This window comes from Paenibacillus sp. MMS20-IR301 (assembly GCF_032302195.1).
Taxonomy (GTDB): Bacteria; Bacillota; Bacilli; order Paenibacillales; family Paenibacillaceae; genus Paenibacillus_AQ.
Window position 1 is genome coordinate 5,165,450 of sequence record NZ_CP135275.1, and the last position, 19,791, is coordinate 5,185,240.

General features: G+C 53.0%; 18 protein-coding genes. 4 read left to right on the forward strand and 14 right to left on the reverse strand.

What is annotated here, in order from left to right; translation table 11 throughout:
- Nucleotides 1-70: 70 nt before the first annotated feature.
- The 3 genes from LOS79_RS22005 to LOS79_RS22015 form a co-directional block, all read right to left on the reverse strand.
- Complete coding sequence (locus LOS79_RS22005) at nucleotides 71-2,503, reverse strand: glycogen/starch/alpha-glucan phosphorylase (protein WP_315412338.1); 2,433 nt, start codon at nucleotides 2,501-2,503, stop codon at nucleotides 71-73.
- A 105-nt stretch (nucleotides 2,504-2,608) separates the two neighbouring features.
- Entirely contained in the window at nucleotides 2,609-3,712 is a 1,104-nt protein-coding gene (gene glgD / locus LOS79_RS22010) for a glucose-1-phosphate adenylyltransferase subunit GlgD (RefSeq protein WP_315412339.1), read from the reverse strand.
- A gap of 24 nt (nucleotides 3,713-3,736) precedes the next feature.
- A complete protein-coding gene (locus LOS79_RS22015) occupies nucleotides 3,737-4,900 on the reverse strand; it encodes a glucose-1-phosphate adenylyltransferase (protein ID WP_315412340.1) in 1,164 nt (387 codons plus the stop codon).
- A 460-nt stretch (nucleotides 4,901-5,360) separates the two neighbouring features.
- Between LOS79_RS22015 and LOS79_RS22020 the strand changes: the two genes are divergently transcribed.
- The 3 genes from LOS79_RS22020 (at nucleotide 5,361) to LOS79_RS22030 (ending at nucleotide 8,247) form a co-directional block, all read left to right on the forward strand.
- A complete protein-coding gene (locus tag LOS79_RS22020) occupies nucleotides 5,361-6,047 on the forward strand; it encodes a response regulator transcription factor (protein WP_315412342.1) in 687 nt (228 codons plus the stop codon).
- A complete protein-coding gene (locus LOS79_RS22025; protein WP_315412344.1) occupies nucleotides 6,044-7,618 on the forward strand; it encodes a sensor histidine kinase in 1,575 nt (524 codons plus the stop codon). The genes LOS79_RS22020 and LOS79_RS22025 overlap by 4 nt, the downstream gene beginning before the upstream one ends.
- Nucleotides 7,619-7,680: 62 nt before the next feature.
- Nucleotides 7,681-8,247 (forward strand): FAD-dependent oxidoreductase, encoded by a 567-nt coding sequence (locus LOS79_RS22030; RefSeq protein WP_315412345.1) that lies wholly within the window; start codon nucleotides 7,681-7,683, stop codon nucleotides 8,245-8,247.
- A gap of 137 nt (nucleotides 8,248-8,384) precedes the next feature.
- Here LOS79_RS22030 and LOS79_RS22035 read toward each other — a convergent pair whose 3' ends face one another.
- The 10 genes from LOS79_RS22035 to LOS79_RS22080 all read right to left on the reverse strand — a co-directional run bounded on the left by LOS79_RS22035 (nucleotide 8,385) and on the right by LOS79_RS22080 (nucleotide 18,334).
- A complete protein-coding gene (locus tag LOS79_RS22035; protein WP_315412346.1) occupies nucleotides 8,385-9,371 on the reverse strand; it encodes a glycosyltransferase family 2 protein in 987 nt (328 codons plus the stop codon).
- 79 nt (nucleotides 9,372-9,450) lie between these two features.
- The gene (locus LOS79_RS22040) at nucleotides 9,451-11,505 is read right to left on the reverse strand and encodes a glycosyltransferase family 39 protein (protein WP_315412347.1); all 2,055 of its coding nucleotides are present in this window, start codon (nucleotides 11,503-11,505) and stop codon (nucleotides 9,451-9,453) included.
- 266 nt (nucleotides 11,506-11,771) lie between these two features.
- A complete protein-coding gene (locus tag LOS79_RS22045) occupies nucleotides 11,772-12,317 on the reverse strand; it encodes a DUF1697 domain-containing protein (RefSeq protein ID WP_315412348.1) in 546 nt (181 codons plus the stop codon).
- Between the two features lie 45 nt (nucleotides 12,318-12,362).
- Complete coding sequence (locus tag LOS79_RS22050; RefSeq protein ID WP_315422379.1) at nucleotides 12,363-13,187, reverse strand: phosphotransferase family protein; 825 nt, start codon at nucleotides 13,185-13,187, stop codon at nucleotides 12,363-12,365.
- Nucleotides 13,177-13,473: an antibiotic biosynthesis monooxygenase family protein gene (locus tag LOS79_RS22055; protein ID WP_315412349.1), complete on the reverse strand. Its 297-nt coding sequence runs from the start codon at nucleotides 13,471-13,473 to the stop codon at nucleotides 13,177-13,179. The genes LOS79_RS22050 and LOS79_RS22055 overlap by 11 nt, the downstream gene beginning before the upstream one ends.
- Nucleotides 13,474-13,495: 22 nt before the next feature.
- On the reverse strand, nucleotides 13,496-14,122 hold the full coding sequence (locus LOS79_RS22060) for a BTB/POZ domain-containing protein (RefSeq protein ID WP_315412350.1): 627 nt from the start codon (nucleotides 14,120-14,122) through the stop codon (nucleotides 13,496-13,498).
- 164 nt (nucleotides 14,123-14,286) lie between these two features.
- Nucleotides 14,287-15,402 carry a GerAB/ArcD/ProY family transporter gene (locus LOS79_RS22065; protein ID WP_315412351.1) on the reverse strand — a complete coding sequence of 372 codons (1,116 nt, stop codon included), beginning with the start codon at nucleotides 15,400-15,402 and terminating at the stop codon, nucleotides 14,287-14,289.
- A gap of 27 nt (nucleotides 15,403-15,429) precedes the next feature.
- Nucleotides 15,430-15,633: a hypothetical protein gene (locus tag LOS79_RS22070; protein ID WP_315412353.1), complete on the reverse strand. Its 204-nt coding sequence runs from the start codon at nucleotides 15,631-15,633 to the stop codon at nucleotides 15,430-15,432.
- 2 nt (nucleotides 15,634-15,635) lie between these two features.
- Entirely contained in the window at nucleotides 15,636-16,790 is a 1,155-nt protein-coding gene (locus LOS79_RS22075; RefSeq protein ID WP_315412354.1) for a Ger(x)C family spore germination protein, read from the reverse strand.
- The gene (locus LOS79_RS22080; protein WP_315412355.1) at nucleotides 16,787-18,334 is read right to left on the reverse strand and encodes a spore germination protein; all 1,548 of its coding nucleotides are present in this window, start codon (nucleotides 18,332-18,334) and stop codon (nucleotides 16,787-16,789) included. The genes LOS79_RS22075 and LOS79_RS22080 overlap by 4 nt, the downstream gene beginning before the upstream one ends.
- Nucleotides 18,335-18,568: 234 nt before the next feature.
- Between LOS79_RS22080 and LOS79_RS22085 the strand changes: the two genes are divergently transcribed.
- Nucleotides 18,569-18,961, forward strand: coding sequence for an MGMT family protein (locus tag LOS79_RS22085; RefSeq protein ID WP_315412356.1), 393 nt, complete (start codon nucleotides 18,569-18,571; stop codon nucleotides 18,959-18,961).
- On the opposite strand, the gene LOS79_RS22090 is transcribed toward LOS79_RS22085, so the two are convergent.
- Nucleotides 18,937-19,638 carry a DUF1361 domain-containing protein gene (locus tag LOS79_RS22090; RefSeq protein ID WP_315412357.1) on the reverse strand — a complete coding sequence of 234 codons (702 nt, stop codon included), beginning with the start codon at nucleotides 19,636-19,638 and terminating at the stop codon, nucleotides 18,937-18,939. The genes LOS79_RS22085 and LOS79_RS22090 overlap by 25 nt on opposite strands.
- Nucleotides 19,639-19,791: the final 153 nt, after the last annotated feature.

Here is a 19,791-nt window from a genome sequence, read left to right on the forward strand (position 1 = left end):
CCTTAAGGTACAAACAGAGGCCGAAGCAGCTGCTATAGCAGTGCTTCGGCCTCTATTTGGTCTGCAGTGGTTATACCCGGAGCGGATGGATGTTCCAAATCTCCGCAGCATAGCGGCTGATCGTATTGTCACTGGAGAATTTACCGGAATGGCCGATATTGATAATTGACTTCTTGAGCCATTCCTTCTGGTTGCGGTAGGCCAGGTCAATCTTAACATGTGTCTCCACGTAGCTGGCGAAGTCCTTAAGGACGAAGAACTCGTCATTATGGTCAATCAGCGACTGGTAGAGCGCATCGAACTCCTGGCTGTTGGAGCAGATCGGCCCCGGGTTAACCAGCTGGTCCAATACTTCCTTCACCCGGCTGTCGCCGTAGTAGATGTCACGGGAGTGGTACCCGCCGTACTGATAATAATCCAGCACCTGCTCAGCCCGCAGGCCGAAGAGGAACATGTTATTATCCCCTACCATTTCATGCATCTCTACATTCGCTCCATCCATCGTTCCGATGGTCAGGGCGCCGTTCATCATGAATTTCATATTCCCGGTACCTGAGGCTTCCTTACTCGCCGTAGAAATCTGCTCACTGACATCCGCAGCCGGAATAATCTTCTCCGCAAGGGATACCGAATAATTCTCCAGGAAGAAGATCCGGATCTTCCCGTTAATGTCCGGGTCATTGTTCACCACATCGGCTACGGTATTGATCAGCTTAATAACCCGTTTGGCCAGATGGTAGCTTGGAGCTGCCTTCGCACCGAAGATGAATGTGCGCGGCACGATATTCAGAGAAGGATTATCCTTGATCTGATTGTACAGATGCATAATATGCAGCACATTCAACAGCTGGCGCTTATAGGCATGCAGGCGCTTGACCTGTACATCGAAGATGGAATCAGGATCTACCTGGACGCCGTGCTTCTGGGTGATGTACTCAGCAAGCCGCAGCTTGTTACGGCGTTTGATTGCAGCAATCTGCTCCTGGAACGAAGCATCCTCACTGTACTTAATCAGTCCGATCATCTCTTGCGGATGATGAATCCAGCGGGTGCCGATAGCTTCACTAATCAGCCCGGCCAGCTCCGGATTGGCATGCTGCAGCCAGCGGCGGTGCGTTATCCCGTTCGTTTTGTTATTGAAGCGGTGCGGATACATTTCGTTGAACAGGCGCATCTCCCGCTTTTGCAAAATTTCGGTATGCAGCGCCGCTACACCGTTAACGCTGTGGCTGGCTACAATCGCCAGATGCGCCATCCGCACCTGATCATCGTGGATGATAGCCATCTGATTGATCCGGTTCTGATCCCCCGGATACTTGCTCATCAGCTCCCCGCAGAACCGGGCATTGATCTCCTCAATAATGAGGAAGATGCGCGGCAGCAGCTCTCTTACCATATTAATCGGCCATTTCTCCAGCGCCTCGCTAAGGATGGTATGGTTGGTATACGATACCATTCTGGTTGTCATGCCCCAGGCCTGATCCCAGCCGAGACCATGCACATCCATCAGTATACGCATCAGTTCAGGAATCAGCAGCGTCGGGTGCGTGTCATTAATGTGCAGGGCCACCTTGTCTGGCAGGCTGTCGATAGGAGCACCTGTCTTGGCGAAGGTCCGCATGATACTCTGCAGCCCTGCACTGCATAAGAAGTACTGCTGCTTCAGCCGGAGCAGCTTGCCTTCATATTCGGAATCATCCGGATAGAGGAATTCCGAGATTGATTCTACGGAGCGCTTGTATTCCAGGAATTTGTGATAATCCGTCCCGCCCCGGGAGCCGAACACTCTTGTAGGCTCAGTAATGGACTCAGCGCTCCAGTTACGCAGCGTATTCACATGTCTGCGGTCTGCACCAATTACGGGAATATCATACGGAACGGCCCGAACCGCTTCATAGCCCTTGTGCTCAAAGAACAGCTCCCCGTTCTCCCAGCGGGTCTCAACCTGCCCCCAGAACCGTACTTCAACCTGTTTGTCTTCACGGCGCACTTCCCACACATTATCATTGCGCAGCCAGTAATCCGGCAGCTCAACCTGATAGCCGTCCACAATCTTTTGCTCGAACAGGCCGTATTTGTAGCGGATGCCGCAGCCATGGCCGGCATATTGCAGCGAAGCCAGCGAATCCAGGAAGCAGGCAGCCAGACGGCCCAGACCGCCGTTGCCAAGCCCTGCATCGGCTTCTACCTCTTCAATATCCTGCAGACAGAAACCAAGCTCTGCGAGACCTTCACGGACAACCTCCAGCACACCCATATTGAGCAGGTTATTGCCCAGCAGCCTGCCGATCAGAAACTCCATGGAGAAATAATATACCTGCTTATCCTTATCAACTTTGAACTTCTGATTGGTGTCCGCCCAGTTCTTACCGGCATTCTCGCGGATCATATTGCCGAGGATATTATAAATATCGGCATTCGAAGCCTCTTCAAGCGGTTTGCCTAATTTTCCGATGAGTTTCTCGCGGAACACTTGTTTGAAAGTCTCTTTATCGTTGAACAACAGCAGGTTCCTCCTAACAGATAATTATATTTGTGGAAAAATATATCCTATTACAACACTGGATCAGAAGAACTGCCCTATAGCACAGTTCCTCTGATCCAGATATTATATCTTGCTGCTCTTGGCAATGACAAACGGCCGCCTGCTGTCGCCGACGAGAATCCGCTCCTTGCTCAGATGTACATCTTTATCCATGATCACATTCTCAATCACGGCATTCTCTTCAATTACACATTTCTGCATGATTACAGAGTTGATGATTTTGGCGCCTTTACGGACCTGCACGCCACGGAAGATTACGCTGTTCTCCACCGTTCCGGCAATAATGCAGCCGTTTGCTACCAGCGAATTACTGACCGAGGCGCTGTCCAGATAGCGGGTAGGCGCTTCATATTTAATCTTGGTCTGCACCGGATTCTCTTTGAACAGGCCGAAGTAATTATCCTGCTTCAGCAGCTCCAGGCTGTTCTTGTAATAGCTCTCCAAAGAGTTGATCACTGAATGGTAACCTTTATATTCATATGCGGAAATTTTGAATTTGTGGCGGTTCTTCTGAATCGCATCACGGAAGAAATAGCTTTCACCATGGGCAATGCAGTGCTCCACCTGCTCCAGGAACAGCTTCTTCTCCATAATGAAAATATCCAGATATACATTGGGATGATGCTTCTCGTGGTGGATATTCGTTACTTTATTATCATCACTGACCTCAACCCGCAGGCAGGGATCATGCTCCGGCTGGAGATGATCAATCTGCTTGTAGACCATGGTAACATCAGCGCCCTGTTCCAGGTGATATTGATAGACATCCTGCAAATCAACCGTGTTAATATGCTGGCTGCCGGAGAATACGATGTATTTGGCTGCTGCTCTTTTGAAGAAATCCAGATTGTTATGATAATGCTGCAGATCACCCAGGGAGGTGTCCGTAGGGTCGTTCCAGTCCGGCGGCAAAATGAATAATCCGCCATGCTTGCGGTTCATATCCCAGGACTTGCCGTCACCGAGATGGTCCATCAGCGAGCGGTATTTGCGCCGGACAAACAGCCCTACGCTCTCCAGCTCTGCATGCATCATGTTGGATAAGACGAAGTCAATCAGCCGGTAACGGCTGGCGAATGGGACCGCTGCACCACAGCGGAAGTAGGTAAGTTCATTTAGATTATCCAGTTCATGATCAAGATTAATGACGCCCATAAGCTCTTTCATCGGTATCCCCCGCCCTATTTGTGATTATATGGTTTTGGCTGCAGCTGATTTAGTCTTTTTGTTCCGTTTGTCGATCAGCAGAATTTCATCCTCATTCTCCCGTTCGACGCCGATTTCCATATAATCCTCAATGACTGTGTTCTCACTGATGATCGCTTTGTGAATTCTGACGTTTTTACCGATTTTGACCTTGGGCATAATTACGGAATCGGTAATAACACTGCCCTCGCCCACCTCTACCCCGTAGAAGAGCACCGAATGCTTAACCTCACCGTATACGGTGCAGCCCTCGTTGATAATGCAGCTGGAGACCTTCGCTCCCGGGGCCACATATTGTGCCGGCTGATTTGGATTGCGGGTGAAGATTCTCCAGCCGGTATCATTCAGATTCAGCGGAGGCACATCACTCAGCAGGTCCATGTTGGCTTCCCACAGGCTTGCTACGGTACCAACATCTCTCCAGTAGCCTTCGAATGGATAAGCATACAGCGAATTGCCGTCATCCAGCATCATCGGAATGATGTCCTTCCCGAAGTCATGCGAGGAGCCGGCATTCTCCCCGTCAGCAAGCAGATATTTACGGAGAACATCCCATTTAAATATATATACACCCATGGAGGCAAGTGTGCTTTTCGGCTTGGCAGGCTTTTCATCAAATTCGTAAATTTTCAGATCGTCTTCCGTGTTCAAAATACCGAAGCGGCTCGCTTCCTCCAGCGGAACATCAATGACCGAAATCGTGCAATCGGCATCCTTGGATTTGTGGTATTGCAGCATAGCATTATAGTCCATCTTGTAAATATGGTCTCCGGACAGAATCAGTACATGCTCCGGATCAAATTGATCTACAAATTTAAGATTGCGGTAAATCGCGTCTGCCGTTCCCCGGTACCAGCTGCTTCCATTCTCCCGCTCATGCGGCGGCAGGACAAATACTCCGCCATCCTTGCGGTTCAAATCCCAGTCACTGCCTACACCAATATACGAATGCAGCACCAGCGGTTCATACTGTGTCAGTACGCCAACTGTATCGATACCCGAATTGGAGCAGTTGCTTAAGGGGAAATCAATAATGCGGTATGTCCCCCCAAAATAAACAGCCGGCTTGGCAAGCGATTTGGTTAATCCCTTCAACCTTTTCCCTTGGCCTCCCGCCAATAGCATGGCTACCATCTCTTTTTTCTTCATGGAAGAGCCTCCTTGACATATGGGTAATGAAACATGTAATAAATAGGTTGAATGAATAGTGCGGTGAAGGTTAGACCCAATATAGAAACTCATAAGAAGTGAAGCGGAAAGAAGCAAACCATAAAAATTGCTTGTGACAGGGATAAATACGATGCAAAACGGGGAGAAAACAGAGATAAAAGAGAATTTGCCGTTTCTTCAGAAAAACCCCAAAAACCCGGCCTATATCCCTATTGTAAAGTGTTCTATATCCGCCGTCAAAACCCTTTTTGTCCGCTCCGAAACTTTTAAATTCTAACTGGATTCCTTATTAATAGTATAATTAGATTAACCATTATGATTAAACCTGAATTAACTTTCTGAATCGGAGGCTGGCCTGAATCCGCCTTTTTTCAGCAAACATTCAACGTCCGGAGATATAATGCAGGGATAATAATTACTGAATATGGAGGAAACGCTCATGAAAGCTGCACAAGGCGTAAGGCTGCTTCTGGTAGATGACGAACCTCATATACTCCAGTTTCTGGAGCTTGGATTAATTAATGAAGGCTTCGAGGTACAGACTGCCCCGGACGGGGCCAGTGCAGTTGCGCTGGCTGCCGAGTTCAAGCCGCATGTTGTTATTCTTGATGTGATGATGCCCGGGATGGACGGCTTCGAGGTCTGCCGTTATCTCCGCTCTGAAGAGGCGGAAATCGCCGTAATTATGCTGACCGCCAAGGATGAGGTGGATGACCGGGTCAAGGGCCTGTCCCTCGGTGCAGATGATTATATGGTCAAGCCGTTCAGCTTCGATGAGCTGCTGGCCCGGATTCAGGCCCGGCTGCGCAACCAGTTCCCTGGCCTGCTCGGTGAGGTGCGCTGCGGCCCGTTCCGGATTGACGGCCGCCGCAAGGAGATCCGCCACAAAGACGAAGTGCTGGAGCTGTCACCAACGGAATACGAGCTGCTGCAGTATCTGGTCATTAACCATGGGCTCGTGCTGAGCAAACCCATGATTCTGGACAAGGTCTGGGGCTATGATTTCGGCGGCGAGGAGAATATTGTCGAGGTCTATATCCGCTCCCTCCGGGAGAAGCTCGGTGACAAGGAGCACCGGATTATCCGCACCCTTCGCGGTGCGGGGTACCGGGTAGACCTCATATGATTAAGCGGACTCTGGGCATTGTCAGCAAGCTGCACGCGCCGCGCTCTCTTCGCAAGCAGCTGCTGGCCACCTCGCTGCTGATCCTCTCCGCTCTGCTCATCCTGATCGGGGTGCTGCAATACGCGCTGATGCGGAATTTCATCTACAGCAACCGGGCTGAAGCGATGGAAACACAGATGCGCTCTGTGCCGCGCGATTTATTTTTTAATAATCTCTTAATGCCTGACGGCAATACCGCGGGTATGGGCAATAACACGGGCAGCAGTCCCCAGAACGGGGCAGCTCTCCCGGGCGGCGACAATGCCGGCATCACGCCCGGCAACAAGCGGTTCTACGGGGACCGCCGTCCGCTGCTGCTTGATGCCCATACCACCATAGCCATCTACAGCTCTGATGGCAGCTTCAAGGATATGCAGGAAGAAACATTGTCCGCTTCGGCAGCGCCCAGAATGAGCAACGCTGAGTATAACGCCCTTCTGAAGCTGAAGACGGACAAGGTCACCGGGAAATACCGGCTGATCACCGCGGCAGACGGCAGTGAGCATTTGGCCGTTTTCATGAACCTGGGTATGCCGGGAGAAGGCAAAATGCTGCTGCAGATGAGCGTGGAAACCGGACCGCTGCGGGATGTGATTGTACAGCAGCTGTTTATTTTCGGCGCATTATCTGTAGTCGCCCTGCTGGCCGGATTGTTCCTGTACCTCCCGGCACTGCGCAAGACGCTGGTGCCTTTATCGAATATGGGCGAGTCTGCCCAGATTATCGATGCGGGCAATCTGAATGTGCGCTTTCCGGTAGACCAGGGCCAGCTTGAAATCGACAAGCTCTCCCAGTCATTCAACGGAATGCTGGAGCGGCTGGAAATTTCCTTTCACAATGAACGCGAGGCCAAAGAGCAGATGCGCCGGTTCGCTGCTGATGCCTCCCATGAGCTGCGGACACCGCTTACTTCCATTTACGGATTTCTGGAGGTGCTGCTCCGTGGGGCCGCCGATAACCGTGAACAGCTGTACAATGCACTGAACAGCATGCACGGGGAGGCCAAGCGGATCAACAAGCTGGTAGAGGATCTGCTGCTGCTGGCCCGGATGGACGGTGCCCCGCAGCTGAGGGTTAAGGAGCTGCTGCTGGGTGAGCTGGTTGATGAAATGCAGCCCCAGCTCAAGGTGCTGGCGGGGAACCGTGATGTGAAATTCGACATTTCCTATGGCATACGCGGTTCTTTCGATCCTGATAAAATCAAGCAGGTTATTCTGAATCTGTTCCATAATGCCGTACAGCATACAGATGCCGGCTCCGGTGCAATCCATGTCTCGCTGCATGCCGAAGGCCGGGTGGCCGAGCTGGCCGTGAAGGATAACGGTCCCGGCATCACAGCGGAGCATCTCCCGCATATCTTCGAGCGTTTCTACCGCAGCGATTCATCCCGTACCAGGAAATACGGCGGGTCGGGCCTTGGATTATCCATCACCAAGTCGATTGTTGAGGCGCATCTGGGTGAAATTACTGTGAGCAGCACTCCGGGCAAAGGCAGTACCTTCAAAGTCTCCCTGCCCTGCCTGACAAATTAGCTAATGATCCGTAATTAACGATATAATACTATAAGCTCACAAAACTTTTAGGAGGTTACATCATGTACGAAATCGCCATTATTGGAGCCGGTCCTGCCGGGGCAAGTGCCGCTTTATTCGCCGCCAAGGCAGGCAAAACCACACTGCTGATCGACAATGACAAAGGCATGACCCGCAGAGGCTGGTATGAGAACTATTACGGAATCAGCGAAATCGGCGGACCGGACCTCGTAGAAACCGGACATAAGCAGGCGGTGAAATTCGGAGCCGAGCTGGTTGAGGGGCAGGCGGTCAGTCTGGCTGCAGGCGGGGAAGGCTTTATTATTGAGACGGAGAGCGGGGCTTCCTACGAGGCTAAGCATGTGGTTCTGGCTACAGGCGTTCTGACGGATCTTGCTGCCAAGGCCGGGGTAGAAACCAAAGACGGCACAGAGCCGAGAATCAAAACCGTAATCGCTGTTACCGCTGAAGGAAAAACTAATATTGAAGGCATCTGGGCAGCCGGAACCGTTGCCGGTGTAAGTGTTCACGCGATTATTACTGCCGGAGACGGTGCCAAGGTGGCCGTCAATATCATCAGCGAGCTGAACGGCGCGCGGTATGTCGATCACGACCTGCTCAAGGCGTAGCTCTCCATTATTTATTATCCATAACAAACCGCCCTTCTCTACAGCAGAGGGGGCGGTTTATTTTTATTTTTATAGAGAAAATCAAGTGTCTCCCCGGTCCGTAGCAGCCGCTCCAAACTGAGAATTACTGCACTGCCTTAGGATTTGTTCAGATGGGCAACCCGGTGCTTCCGCGCATTGGCCTGTGGCTTACCGCCGTAGAAATCCTGAACAATGTAGAGCGGACGGCCCTTCGACTCGTCATAAATCCGCCCGACATACTCGCCAAGCACGCCCAGCATGATCAGGACGAAGCCGTTGAACGTGAGGGTAATGCCAATCATCGACGCCCAGCCTTTAACGGCTGCGTCCGTAAAGATCGCCAGGTAGAGCACATACATAAGGTACAGAAATCCTGAGGCAGACAGCAGCGCTCCCAGATATCCGGCCAGCTTCAGCGGTTTATAGGAAAAGGAGGTGATCCCGTCCAGTGACAGCTTAATCATCCGTTTGAGCGGATATTTGGTCTCGCCGGCCAGCCGCTCCTCACGCTCGTATTCGATAGCCTTCTGGCGGAAGCCGACCCAGCTGACCAGGCCGCGGACAAACCGGTTTTTCTCCGGCAGACGTTTCAGCTCATCACAGACCTTGCGGTCAATCAGGCGGAAATCACCGGTGTCGACAGGGATAGAGATGTCTGTTGAATAGCGGAGCACCCGGTAAAAGAGGCTGGCGGTCCATTTCTTGAACAGGGACTCTCCCTTGCGTTTAACACGTTTCGCATATACGACCTCATAGCCTTGCTTCCACTCCACAATCATATCCAGGATCAGCTCCGGCGGGTCCTGCAAATCCGCATCAATAATGACGACAGCATCGCCCAGCGCGTAATCCATCCCCGCTGTAATGGCAATCTGGTGGCCGAAATTCCGGGACAAATCGATCAGCTTCACACTCTCATCCCAATAGCTGTATTCCTCAATCATCTGGGCACAGTTATCGGTGCTGCCGTCGTTGACGAACAGCAGCTCATAGGATTCTCCGGTCATGCCCATGACCTTTTTCAGCCGGCGGTAGGTTTCCTGAATGACAGCTTCTTCATTGAACATCGGTATAATTATGGAATAGCGCATGTTCATACTCATGGCAGCTCCTCCTCAAATGTAATAGGGAAGCGTACGGCCTCAGGATGATGCGCGCACACTCCGGGTGTAGCCTGGTATCTTAGTTAAGGGTCACTTCGTATAATGTACCGCTTCCGCCGCTTTCTGTCCCCTGCCAGTCTGCTGCCGGAACCTCTGTGCCATTCCCGGTAATCCAGGAGGTGATTTCAGAGTTGCCGCCGCCACGCCCGCCGCCGTTTCCGCCGCTGCTGACCAGGAAGTACTTCACTTGACCGCTCGCAACAAGCGCCTTAAGGCTGTCTACCGTGTAGGGTGTGTCCGATGCATTGAAGCCGTTAAGAATTACAACGGACTCATTCTCGTCAATAATATAAGGACCGGCGGTGCCGTAATCCATAGCGGCGAACAAGTACTTCTCACCGCTGTTATGCTCCTTAAGATAAGCCAGTAAGCTTTCATTGACGCCCGGCGAGCTGTTTCTGCCGCCGCCCATGCCGCCAAAACCGCTGCTGTCCGGACCGGCTGCCGGGGTCATGCTGTTATTCCCGTAAACAATCGGGGTAAAGGACCAATACAGCGGGCCAATCAGCAGCACGAGAAGCCCGGATACTGCTGCTGCACGAAGTACAGCCGTCTTGTTCAGCTTGAATATCCGCATAAGCAGAAGCAGCACGGCAGCTGCGGCTCCCGCAATCAGCACACCGGCGGACCAGCCGCTGCCGATGGTATCATCATACGGCCGGATAATATACACCTGGAGTGCAGTGGTCGCCAGTACGGCTGCCGGCAGCAGCCAGGACAGCCAGCCCTGCCGCTCCTTATAATAGCTCCAGAGCTGCAGCCAGCCTGCACCGGCCAGTGCCGCCACAGGCGGTGCCATCATAATCAGATAGTACTGGTGGAAGAATCCGGCTATGCTGAAGAAGCCCATGGCCGGTACCAGCCAGGCAAGCCAGAACAAGGCTTCTTTATGCTTCTGCGTAAAGTTCCTCCGGCGCAGGCTGGCGAATATGGAGATGCAGCCGAACAGCACGAACGGCAGCAGCCAGCTGGCCTGACCGGACAGCTCCGATTGGAACAAGCGCAGCGGGCCGGCTGTACCTGTGTTGAACATCCCGCCACCGCCGCCGTTCATACCGCCCCGTCCATCCTGCCCGGCTCCGCCGCCGAACCCGCGTCCTCCGCCATCAGTCCGGCTGCCGTCATCTCCGCCCTGCATTCCGCCGGTTTGTCCCGGCGCCATACCACGGCTGCCGGTTCCGTTCATGCCCGGCATTTCACCGCTGAACTCCGGCATATTCCCGTTCATCGCGGGCATTCCTCCGCCGTTCATCCCTCCGCCATCACCGCTGCCGCCTGTGCTCCGGTTACCGGTCAGGCGGGAGACACCATTATAGCCAAATGCCAGATTGAGCACTGAATTGGTACCGCTGCTCCCGATATATGGCCGCTTCTCCGCAGGTATGGAATCCACGATGACCGCCCAGGAGAGCGAGACTGCCAGCAGCACAGCGGTTGAAGCCGCAAGTGTAGCGATTCTCTTCTTCCAGCTGGCCCTAGCTGCCAGGAGGTAGAAGAGATAAAAGGCCGGCACAACCATATAAGCCTGCAGCATCTTCTCATTGAAGGCTACACCGATCAGCCCGAATGCAGTGAGCACACTGCCCATCCGGTGAACCCATGTGCCTCTGAACAGAAACCATGCCGCCAGCAGCAGGGTGAATACCAGCAGCGCATCAATATTATTCGTGCGGCTTACCGCCGCCGCTACCGGCGTCGCTGCCATAGCCAAGGCTGCCAGCCGTGCAGCAGCCAGACCAAAGGACGGCTTCACCAGCAGATAGACAAGCAGGACTGAACCTGCACCGCCCAGCGCCTGGGGCAGAATCACGCTCCAGCCGTGCAGGCCGAAGATCAGTGCGCTAAGACTCTGAATCCAGAACGTTACCGGCGGCTTATCAACGGTTACGGAACCGGCAGAATCAAGAGAGGCAAAGAAAAAATTGTGAAAGCTTTGCAGCATGCTCCCTACTGCGGTTGTATAATACGTATTCACATATTGATCATTCCAGATTCCATATCCGTACAGAACAGCCGCCAGCAGCAGAATACCCAGCAATACGACATCAGAACCCAGCTTTTTAAGTACATTCATCGGCTAACCACTCCAATCACTGCTTCTTGAACAGCCGGCCGGGCCTCGCCTGACCGGGTTCGCCTTCTACCTTACTCTAGGTGTATTATGGCATCCTTACCTTAACTCATAATGAATACAAGCTGAATGTTTGCTGAAACAAGGGTCTCCACAATGCATAACAAACAGCCCCGCCCGATCCTCCGCACCGCTCAAACAGCGGCAGGTCAAAGGATAGAAGCGGGGCTGCAATATATAGTGTAGAGCTTAGCCTCCCTGAAGCAGGGCTACGGCTTGCGGGCTAATGCCGCCACCTTATTCAGCGTATTCCAGTTGCGTGCAGTCAGGGTTGTTCCCAGCAGTTTATCGAGCGGCACCTTGAACAGCGGCGACTCGCTTACACTTACCTCATATAGGGTGTACATTTCTTTACCGTGAACACACAGCTTGTCCGCGCCGTCCTCGTAGGGGCGGATCTTCTCCAGTGCCTCAGCCGCCGGCTCAGTCTCCAAAAAGGAAACATACAGGCGTTTGAACTCCTCCGGCTGTGTCAGTGGAAACGGATTGCCGGCAATTGCTGCCTCCAGCTCCTCCAGGGTCCGGATGATTACGGGCACCTCGAAGCCGAATGTCTCCTCAATCCCCCGGCTGATTGCCTCTGCCAGCTGCCCGGCTGAAGTCTCACCGCTCTCAAATACCACATTGCCGGACTGAATATACGTCCGCACATTCTCGTACTGCAGCGAGCTGAACAAAGCCTTCAGCTCCTGCATCTTGATCAGCTTGTGTCCGCCGACATTAATCCCGCGCAGCAGCGCAATATATGTAATCATTAGCTCACCTCCCATTTCTCTGTAGCATTATTTGCCGGAAGGCAATCATCTCAGCCGTCTGCGGATCTCGCGGACAAGCTGCTCTTTCTCGGATACGGGCAGCCATTCTACCAGCCTTGCCGCTGCTACCGGCAATACCCAGGGATTAATGTCCTTCATGGATAATCCCGATAACCGCAAATATTCCCGCAGGTACTGGCTGGTCATCCGCTTCCTGGCGATTCCGAGGAACAGCTTGCTGAAGAATGAGGCATGCTTAGGTACGGCTCCTATGCTGAACATAATCAGGGTCCGTGCAGCATCAGCCGCCGGCTCTCCTGGAACAGCAGTCATCCAGTCAATAATCCACAGCCTGTCATCCTTCAGTACATTGTCCGGATGGAAATCCCCGTGACACAGCTTATTCCCGTCCGGGAGCAGTCTCAGCTGTGACAGGATCTTCGACTTCTCGTCCATATCCAGCATTGGAGCTGCTATAATATTCTGCGCAAGCCGCTTCTTCTGTTCTCCGTCCTCCCCGATACCCTCAAGCTGATGAAGGCTGTGGTGCAGAGCCGCCATCTGCCTCCCGCAGCTGGCAATAAGCCACGGCTTCGCACCGATCAGCTTCAGCAGCGAAGGCCCATGGATCTGCTGATAGACAATGCCCTGCCTGCCTTCCGCCGTAATCTGCCCGTAAGTCTTCGGGGTACTTACGCCTTGTTCATATACAAAGTTGCTTATACGGTATTCCCAGTCCACATGATGCCCGGGGACCTCCTCCCGGTAGAGCTTAAGAATTCTTCCTTCCCCGTACTCCAGAACCTCCGCCGTCCGGCCTTCCCCGATTACGTTCCCTAACAGCCTGCTCGCCTCTTCCTTACTCCAGATTGACCCGGGTGAAGTGCTCCACTACCGGGAACGGACTGTAATAATGATGCAATAGCGCCTTCCACTGCTGATACTGGGCCGATTCCCGGAAGCCGGTCGTATGGTCCTCCAGGCTGCGCCACCAGACGAGCAGCAGGTATTTATGCTCATCCTCGATACAGTGCTGCAGCTCATGCCCCAAATATCCCTCGATAGAGGAGATCAGCGGCGAGGCTTCCCTGAAGCTCTGTTCAAACTCCCCCGCCAGCCCCGGCTTCACCTGCAGCATTGCCGCTTCCATAATCATTATTCTTTCTCTCCTTTACGGCTTATTCCTCCAGTGAATCCCGGAAAAACTCATGATAGAAGTTGATAACTACCAGCAGCACAGCCAGCGATTCATTGACACTGCCTACCTCCAGCGAATGATTGGCATCATCAATCCGGTATACGCGCATCTGCTTCAGGCCGCCAAGCTCAGCAGAATGCTGCTCAGTGAACAGCGGATCGCTTCCGCCGTAAATAACGCTGCCCCGGCTCTGCTTCATATAAGGAAGCCCGTCTGCCGTGGGTGTGAGGAACAGGTGGGAGATTTTTTTACCTGTGCCGGCCTCTTCCGCCACCTTGCCTGCAATAACCGCCCCCATGCTTTTGCTGATGAACAGCAGCCTCTCGTATTCAGGAAGCGAAGCCAGCGCCACCCTGCACTCTGCGGCAACAATATCCATCTCCTCACGCTTGAAGGCCGCCCTTGCACTCTGATAGCCGTATTCCAGCAGCAGCAGGTCACAGCCGTATTCCCGGGCCAGCTTGCCCGCATACTCCAGCAGCGGACGTTCGGCCGAATAGTTTTGTCCCGGGAACACAACGGCCAGCGTCTTTGAGCCTTGAGAAATATACTTATGTCTTACGTCCCTGCCCCAGTTCGAGGACATCACGATACCTGATACACTCATTTGCGTTCACGCCTTTCATCTACCTGTGCAGCTGCACTCTCTATCTCTCATTATAGCCAACTTCCCAAAAGGTTGGTAATACGAATAACCCCGCAAAGCGGGGCTGGCTCATACGTTGATTCAGTTACTTCACGGAGACCGCAAAACACTATATTCACCACATGCTAAGGCTGCTGTTGATTTGAGGCCGCCTGCCTGCGGCCGGCTCTGCGGGCCAGAAGCTCCGCAATAATCCACAGAGTGACCGGGATAAACACCTCGAACGGAAGAGCATACACCTTATAGATGTGATAGGCAAACTCCTGCATCTGCATAATATTAGTGTAGATAAAATCCGAAAGATACACCATTATGAGTCCTGTCTGCAGCACAACAGACCGGTAGCTTTTCAGACCAAGCACCTTGCTTAGTCCGTTACAGGTTACATACAGGCACAGGCTGACCTTAATGAACAGCGCCGTCACAAAGACTATCGCTGCCGAGCCTTCAATCCGGCTAAGGAAATCGCCAATATTAATCCGGCTGACCGCCACGTAAGAGGGGAAATACAGGCTGGACAGGATGTCCGGCCCCAGCACAAGTATATTGCGTATCGTAACAATAATAATGATGCCCCCGGCAATCAGCATACCGCTTAGCATTACCCGCTTGGCTGAGCCTTTGGCCGGCAGTCCGTTGAATGCCCCCAGGAAGACCACTATCTCTGCAAAGGGGAAGGTGAAGGCACCGGCTGTATCTGCAAAAATAGGTCCCCACCCGCCCCCGAGCAGCGGCTTCAGGTGATGATATTCATATCTCGGAATGGACAGCAGCTGAATAACCACGATCACTATTAAAGAGAACAGCAGCAGAAATTTCGCACTCCGCCCCAGCACTTCAAGCCCGGCAATGACCACCCAGATGCACAGCAGGCCAATGACCAGCATCGGGGCAATCATTGGAGTAGAGGTCAGAGCCACCGTCTTGCTGAATTCACCGAAATTCCGCAGCACCAGTGCTCCCAGATGGAGGGCATACCATATATAGAGGCAGGATAACACGCGCCCCGCGACTCCCCCGAATACTTCAATCAGCATTTCAAACAGATCCTTGCCCGGGAAAAGAACATGGAGCCGCGCGTAGATAAGCATGAGCGGGACCGCCAGCGCGATAGCAAAAATCAGCGCAATCCAGCTGCTGTTGCCGGACTCCCCCGACGTTCCCATGAACAGCGAGCTGCCGCTTATAAACAATACAACTATGCTGATGGATTGTCCTGCCGGTATAATCTCCTTGCTCATGCGTACCGCCTCCTTCTGGAGCGTGCTCTAGTATAGCTTTTTAATCCAACTGACAAACAGCGGCGAAGGGCTTGGAATCTCCCAGTGCATGGCCAGGGCAAACGCCAGCGAGAATGAAATCAGGAAGAGTGCAGAGCAGACGAAGAAATCCCGCTTCATCCCCCGCTTCAGCAGCCCGTAAGGGTCAAGCACAGCCATAACCCCATACAGGATCACGATAAAAATCAACATGACTAATCCCCCAGTCTGATGGCCCGCGATGTTTTGGCTGTACTCTGGATGACCACTTTAGAGCTGACCGTCACATCCATTTCAGCGAATCTTTGCGGCCAGTTCCCTTTGACCTTTTTCCAGATACCAGGATTGTTCTCATGAATCTTTTCGCCAAAACCACAAATATCAGCATCATACTCCCGCTGAATCTTATGAATAACCGCCAGCAGCTTCTCCTGCAGATCCCGGCCGGCTCTAGCCTCAATATCATCAATGCTCTCACCTGCCAGGAAGCCGTCAGCGTTCATCACTTCGTCCAGTCCGGTTTTGGTCAGCGACTTAATCTGAATCTGCAGCTCATCCCCTGCCATGCTGGGCTTTACCTTTGTCTGATTCGAGATCACCTCAAGAGAATAAGCAGGCTTGCCGTGCTTATCCTCTACTGCAATTACCCCGCCCTGCAGCGCATTTTTGATTACGAGCATACTCTTGCTCTCTTCCCCGTCCAGCCGGCCGACCATTCTGTCCTTCACGAAGATGGCGGTTCCCTCCACCTTTTTATACTGGCCACCGTCTCTCTCATGGATGTGCACCATTGGCGCGATTGCACTGTTTCCTGATGTTTCCAGCTTGTCGATGAAATCCCAGATTTCCACAACCGGTGCCGAGCTGGTAAATTTCTCGTCCCGCATGATCTGGGCCAGCTCAAAAGATACGATCTCATTATTCTTGCTGTTCGGCTTGAGAATCTCACGGGCAGTCTTCCCACCTGACACAAAAATAAATACATCCGATCTTGTTTCCGTATCCCGGCTGTACCAGTCCACTACCTTGACCAGACCCTCCCTGGCCAGCTCCTCGCTGATAATAATGCATTTGGCATGGCTCCAGAACAGCTTCTTGCCGGTCAGGGAAATCATGTTGCGGACAATTTCGAACATGGTGTCACCGCTGAGGCTAATGACTTTGACCCCTGCCTCAGCCCTGTCCGTTCCTCCGTTAGTATCCACAATCTCCGCTGTCAGAAGCAGCTTGCCGTCCGCTTGGTTCCGGTCAATGGCCACGCCGGCCACGATCGACATATCATCAACTTCACTGTAGTTCCAGCAGCCCGGGAGACAGAACAGCAGCAGCAGGACCACCGGTACAAGCAACAGCCGCCGCTGGTTCTTCATATCCGCTTAACCGGCTTGCTGCTCTTCTTCCGCTTCATGTTGCGTGCCCCGATGATCGCCGGACGCAGGTACATATCCCACCAGGGTGCACGGACTGCAGTATCCTTAATATCCTGCGGCCGGATGGAGCCGACTCCCAGCATATAGGGGACACCGAAGGAGCGCAGGCTCATCAGATGAACCACCAGTCCAAGCAATCCGAAGAAGTATCCATAGGTTCCCAGGAAAAAAGTACTGGCGAGCAGCCCCAGCCTGACGATAATCAGCGGCCCGGTCAGCCTTGGATTCAGCAGGGTTGTAATCCCTGTCAACCCGACAACAATGACCATCGGCGCACTGACAATCCGCGCATCTACAGCCGCCTGTCCCAGCACAAGCGCCCCAACGATACTGACGGCCTGGCCGATGGAGGTCGGAATCCGTGCCCCCGCTTCGCGCAGCACCTCGAAGATCGTCAGCATAATCAGTGCCTCAACCACGGTAGGAAACGGAACAGACAGCCTGGCATTGGCGATGCTTAATAGCAGCAGTGTAGGAACCATTTCCTGTGCATAGGTCACAAGCGCGACATAGCCGGCCGGGATCGTGATCGACATGAACGCCCCCAGAACCCTGAGCATCCGGTTGAACGAGGCATAATAATAGTTGATATAATAATCCTCGCTGGCCTGAAAGTTCTCCACAAATACATAGGGCAGCGTTAAAGCAAAGGGGGTACCCTCAATCAGCAGGCCTATTCTGCCCTCCATCATTTTGCTTACCAGCGCATCCGGCCGCTCGGTATTGCCGATCATCTCAAACGGGGAATACGGCTCATCCCGGATTAACTCCGCCAGATATCCTGTATCCAGCACATGGTCAATCTCTACCCGCTCCAGCCGGCCGTAAAGCTCCTTAAGGATATCGGGAGAGGCCAGACTCTCCATGTAGCAGATACAGGTCTGCGTTTTGGACCGCGTTCCGACATTCGTGAATACAAATTTCAGATCAGAGTTCTGTATTCTGCGGCGGATCAGTGTCAAATTGACCAGCAGCGATTCGGTGAAGCCCTCCCTTGGCCCCCTTACCGCTCTTTCCGTCTCAGGCTCCGTTATGGCTCTGGTCTCCCAGCCCTGGGCATTCACAATCAGCGCCCCGGCGTAGCCGTCCAGAAGGAATACCGTTTTGCCGCTGACAATGGCTCCTACCAGCTCATCCTGATCCGTAGAGACCATAGTATCGCTGATATCAATAACCTCCTTGCGGATGACCTCCATCAGCCCGGCAGCATCGCTGCAGTCTTCTTCTCTGAACTTATGGCTCATTACCGGCCTCGTGATCCCGTTCTGAATAAGATCCCTGTCGATCATTCCATCCACATAGACCAGGCCGCAACGGACCGGCAGCTCATTCCTGCTCTCAATCACCCGGACCCGCAAGGTTCCGTCATTGTTAAATATCGTCCGGAAAAGCGCCACCGTATCATCGAGCAGGGGACTCAACGGCTGAGTGGACAATACTTTGCCCGCAGGCTTACTGTTCATTGCAGCATTTTTATTCTTCACAGCTGTCACTCCTGTCCGTTCCTATTGATCTGATTATCCCCCGCCGCCCCTTCTCCTATTCGCCATAATTATGCTCCGCAGGAAGAATACAGGCCGCAGTGTATAGCAGAAACAGCCCCCTCTGCCAAGAAGGGGCTGTTCAGATTAGCTGGCTGTCAAGCCGAGCTGCTGCGCCTGTACAGCAGATGAAGCCGGCGGCTGTTTTATGTTATCGTAGAGAGAAAGGAGGGCAACATGAAGCCATTCACCAAACAAGTTATTCTCATTATCCGGTCTATTCCGGAAGGTTCTGTGATGACCTACGGCGGAATTGCCCGCGCGGCGGGCAGCCCCAGGGGGGCCAGACAAGTGGTTCGTATCCTGCACTCCATGAGCCGCAAATACAAGCTGCCATGGCACCGGGTCATTAATTCTAAAGGAATGATTTCACTTACCGAAGATGAATCCGGTTCGCTTCAGCAGCTGTATCTGCTGGGGGAAGGAATCGCTTTTGACGAACGCGGTGTAGTTGACCTTGCCCGCTACCAGTATGAGCCCGGCCCGGATCTGGATCTGGATTTGGATCTGGAACCGGAAACAGGTGTCAGCCTTGACCCTGAAGATCATTTCCTGCCGCCCTTCGAATAAGCCCGGCGGCTGCCGCTGGCGAGTCCGTTCAGCAGACAATACAGCGTGGCATAGATCACCAGCAGTACAAAGGCGATGAACAGGCTGAAGAACACCGACTGGCGGTTCAGACTGTCCAGTACCAGCTGGTACAGCTGATGGCGGTCTGTCAGCACATCCCAGCTGTTCAGGCGGTAGACTCTGCCGAGCAGGACACCGTAGCCGCCCAGCGCGCAGGCAACCAGCACGAAGATCCAGGAGAGCAGCAGATTGCTTTTGCGCAAGATCACATGCTGGAACTGATACAGGGAGAAGAACCCGGTCAGCCAGCCGCTCCAGGTGAACAGAAGCAGCATGACCAGATCGTACCAGTACCGGCTTTGAATCGCTCCTTCGGCGATATATCTGCTTTTGCGGACCGTTAAATGCACCAGATCTGTCATAATATAAGGCGCATTCGGAAAAAACAGCAGCCATGCAGCGCCCAGCGGCAGCAGCAGCCATCCGCCAATCCGCCGCTTGTCCAGCTCATGTGCCGCCATAGAGATGAAGAATGGTATCCAGGCCAGGAACAGATTCCAGAGCAGAAAGGCATAGAATGAATCCGTCTGAAGTGAGACTACGCGGTATACAGCAAGTGTGGCCGCTGTCGTGCCTGCCAAAAGTACAAAAACCTTCGAATAATTCAGTTCCTTCATGTTGGATAATCTCCTTAACATGGTATAGTCCCGCTATGTACATACCTGAAATTCAATTCTCAGCTGTTCTTAAGTATTGTACAAATATGGAACCGCTTCGTCCAATCCGGGTTGCTGCCGGGACCGGCCGCAAGCCGCAGCCACAGATTGTAC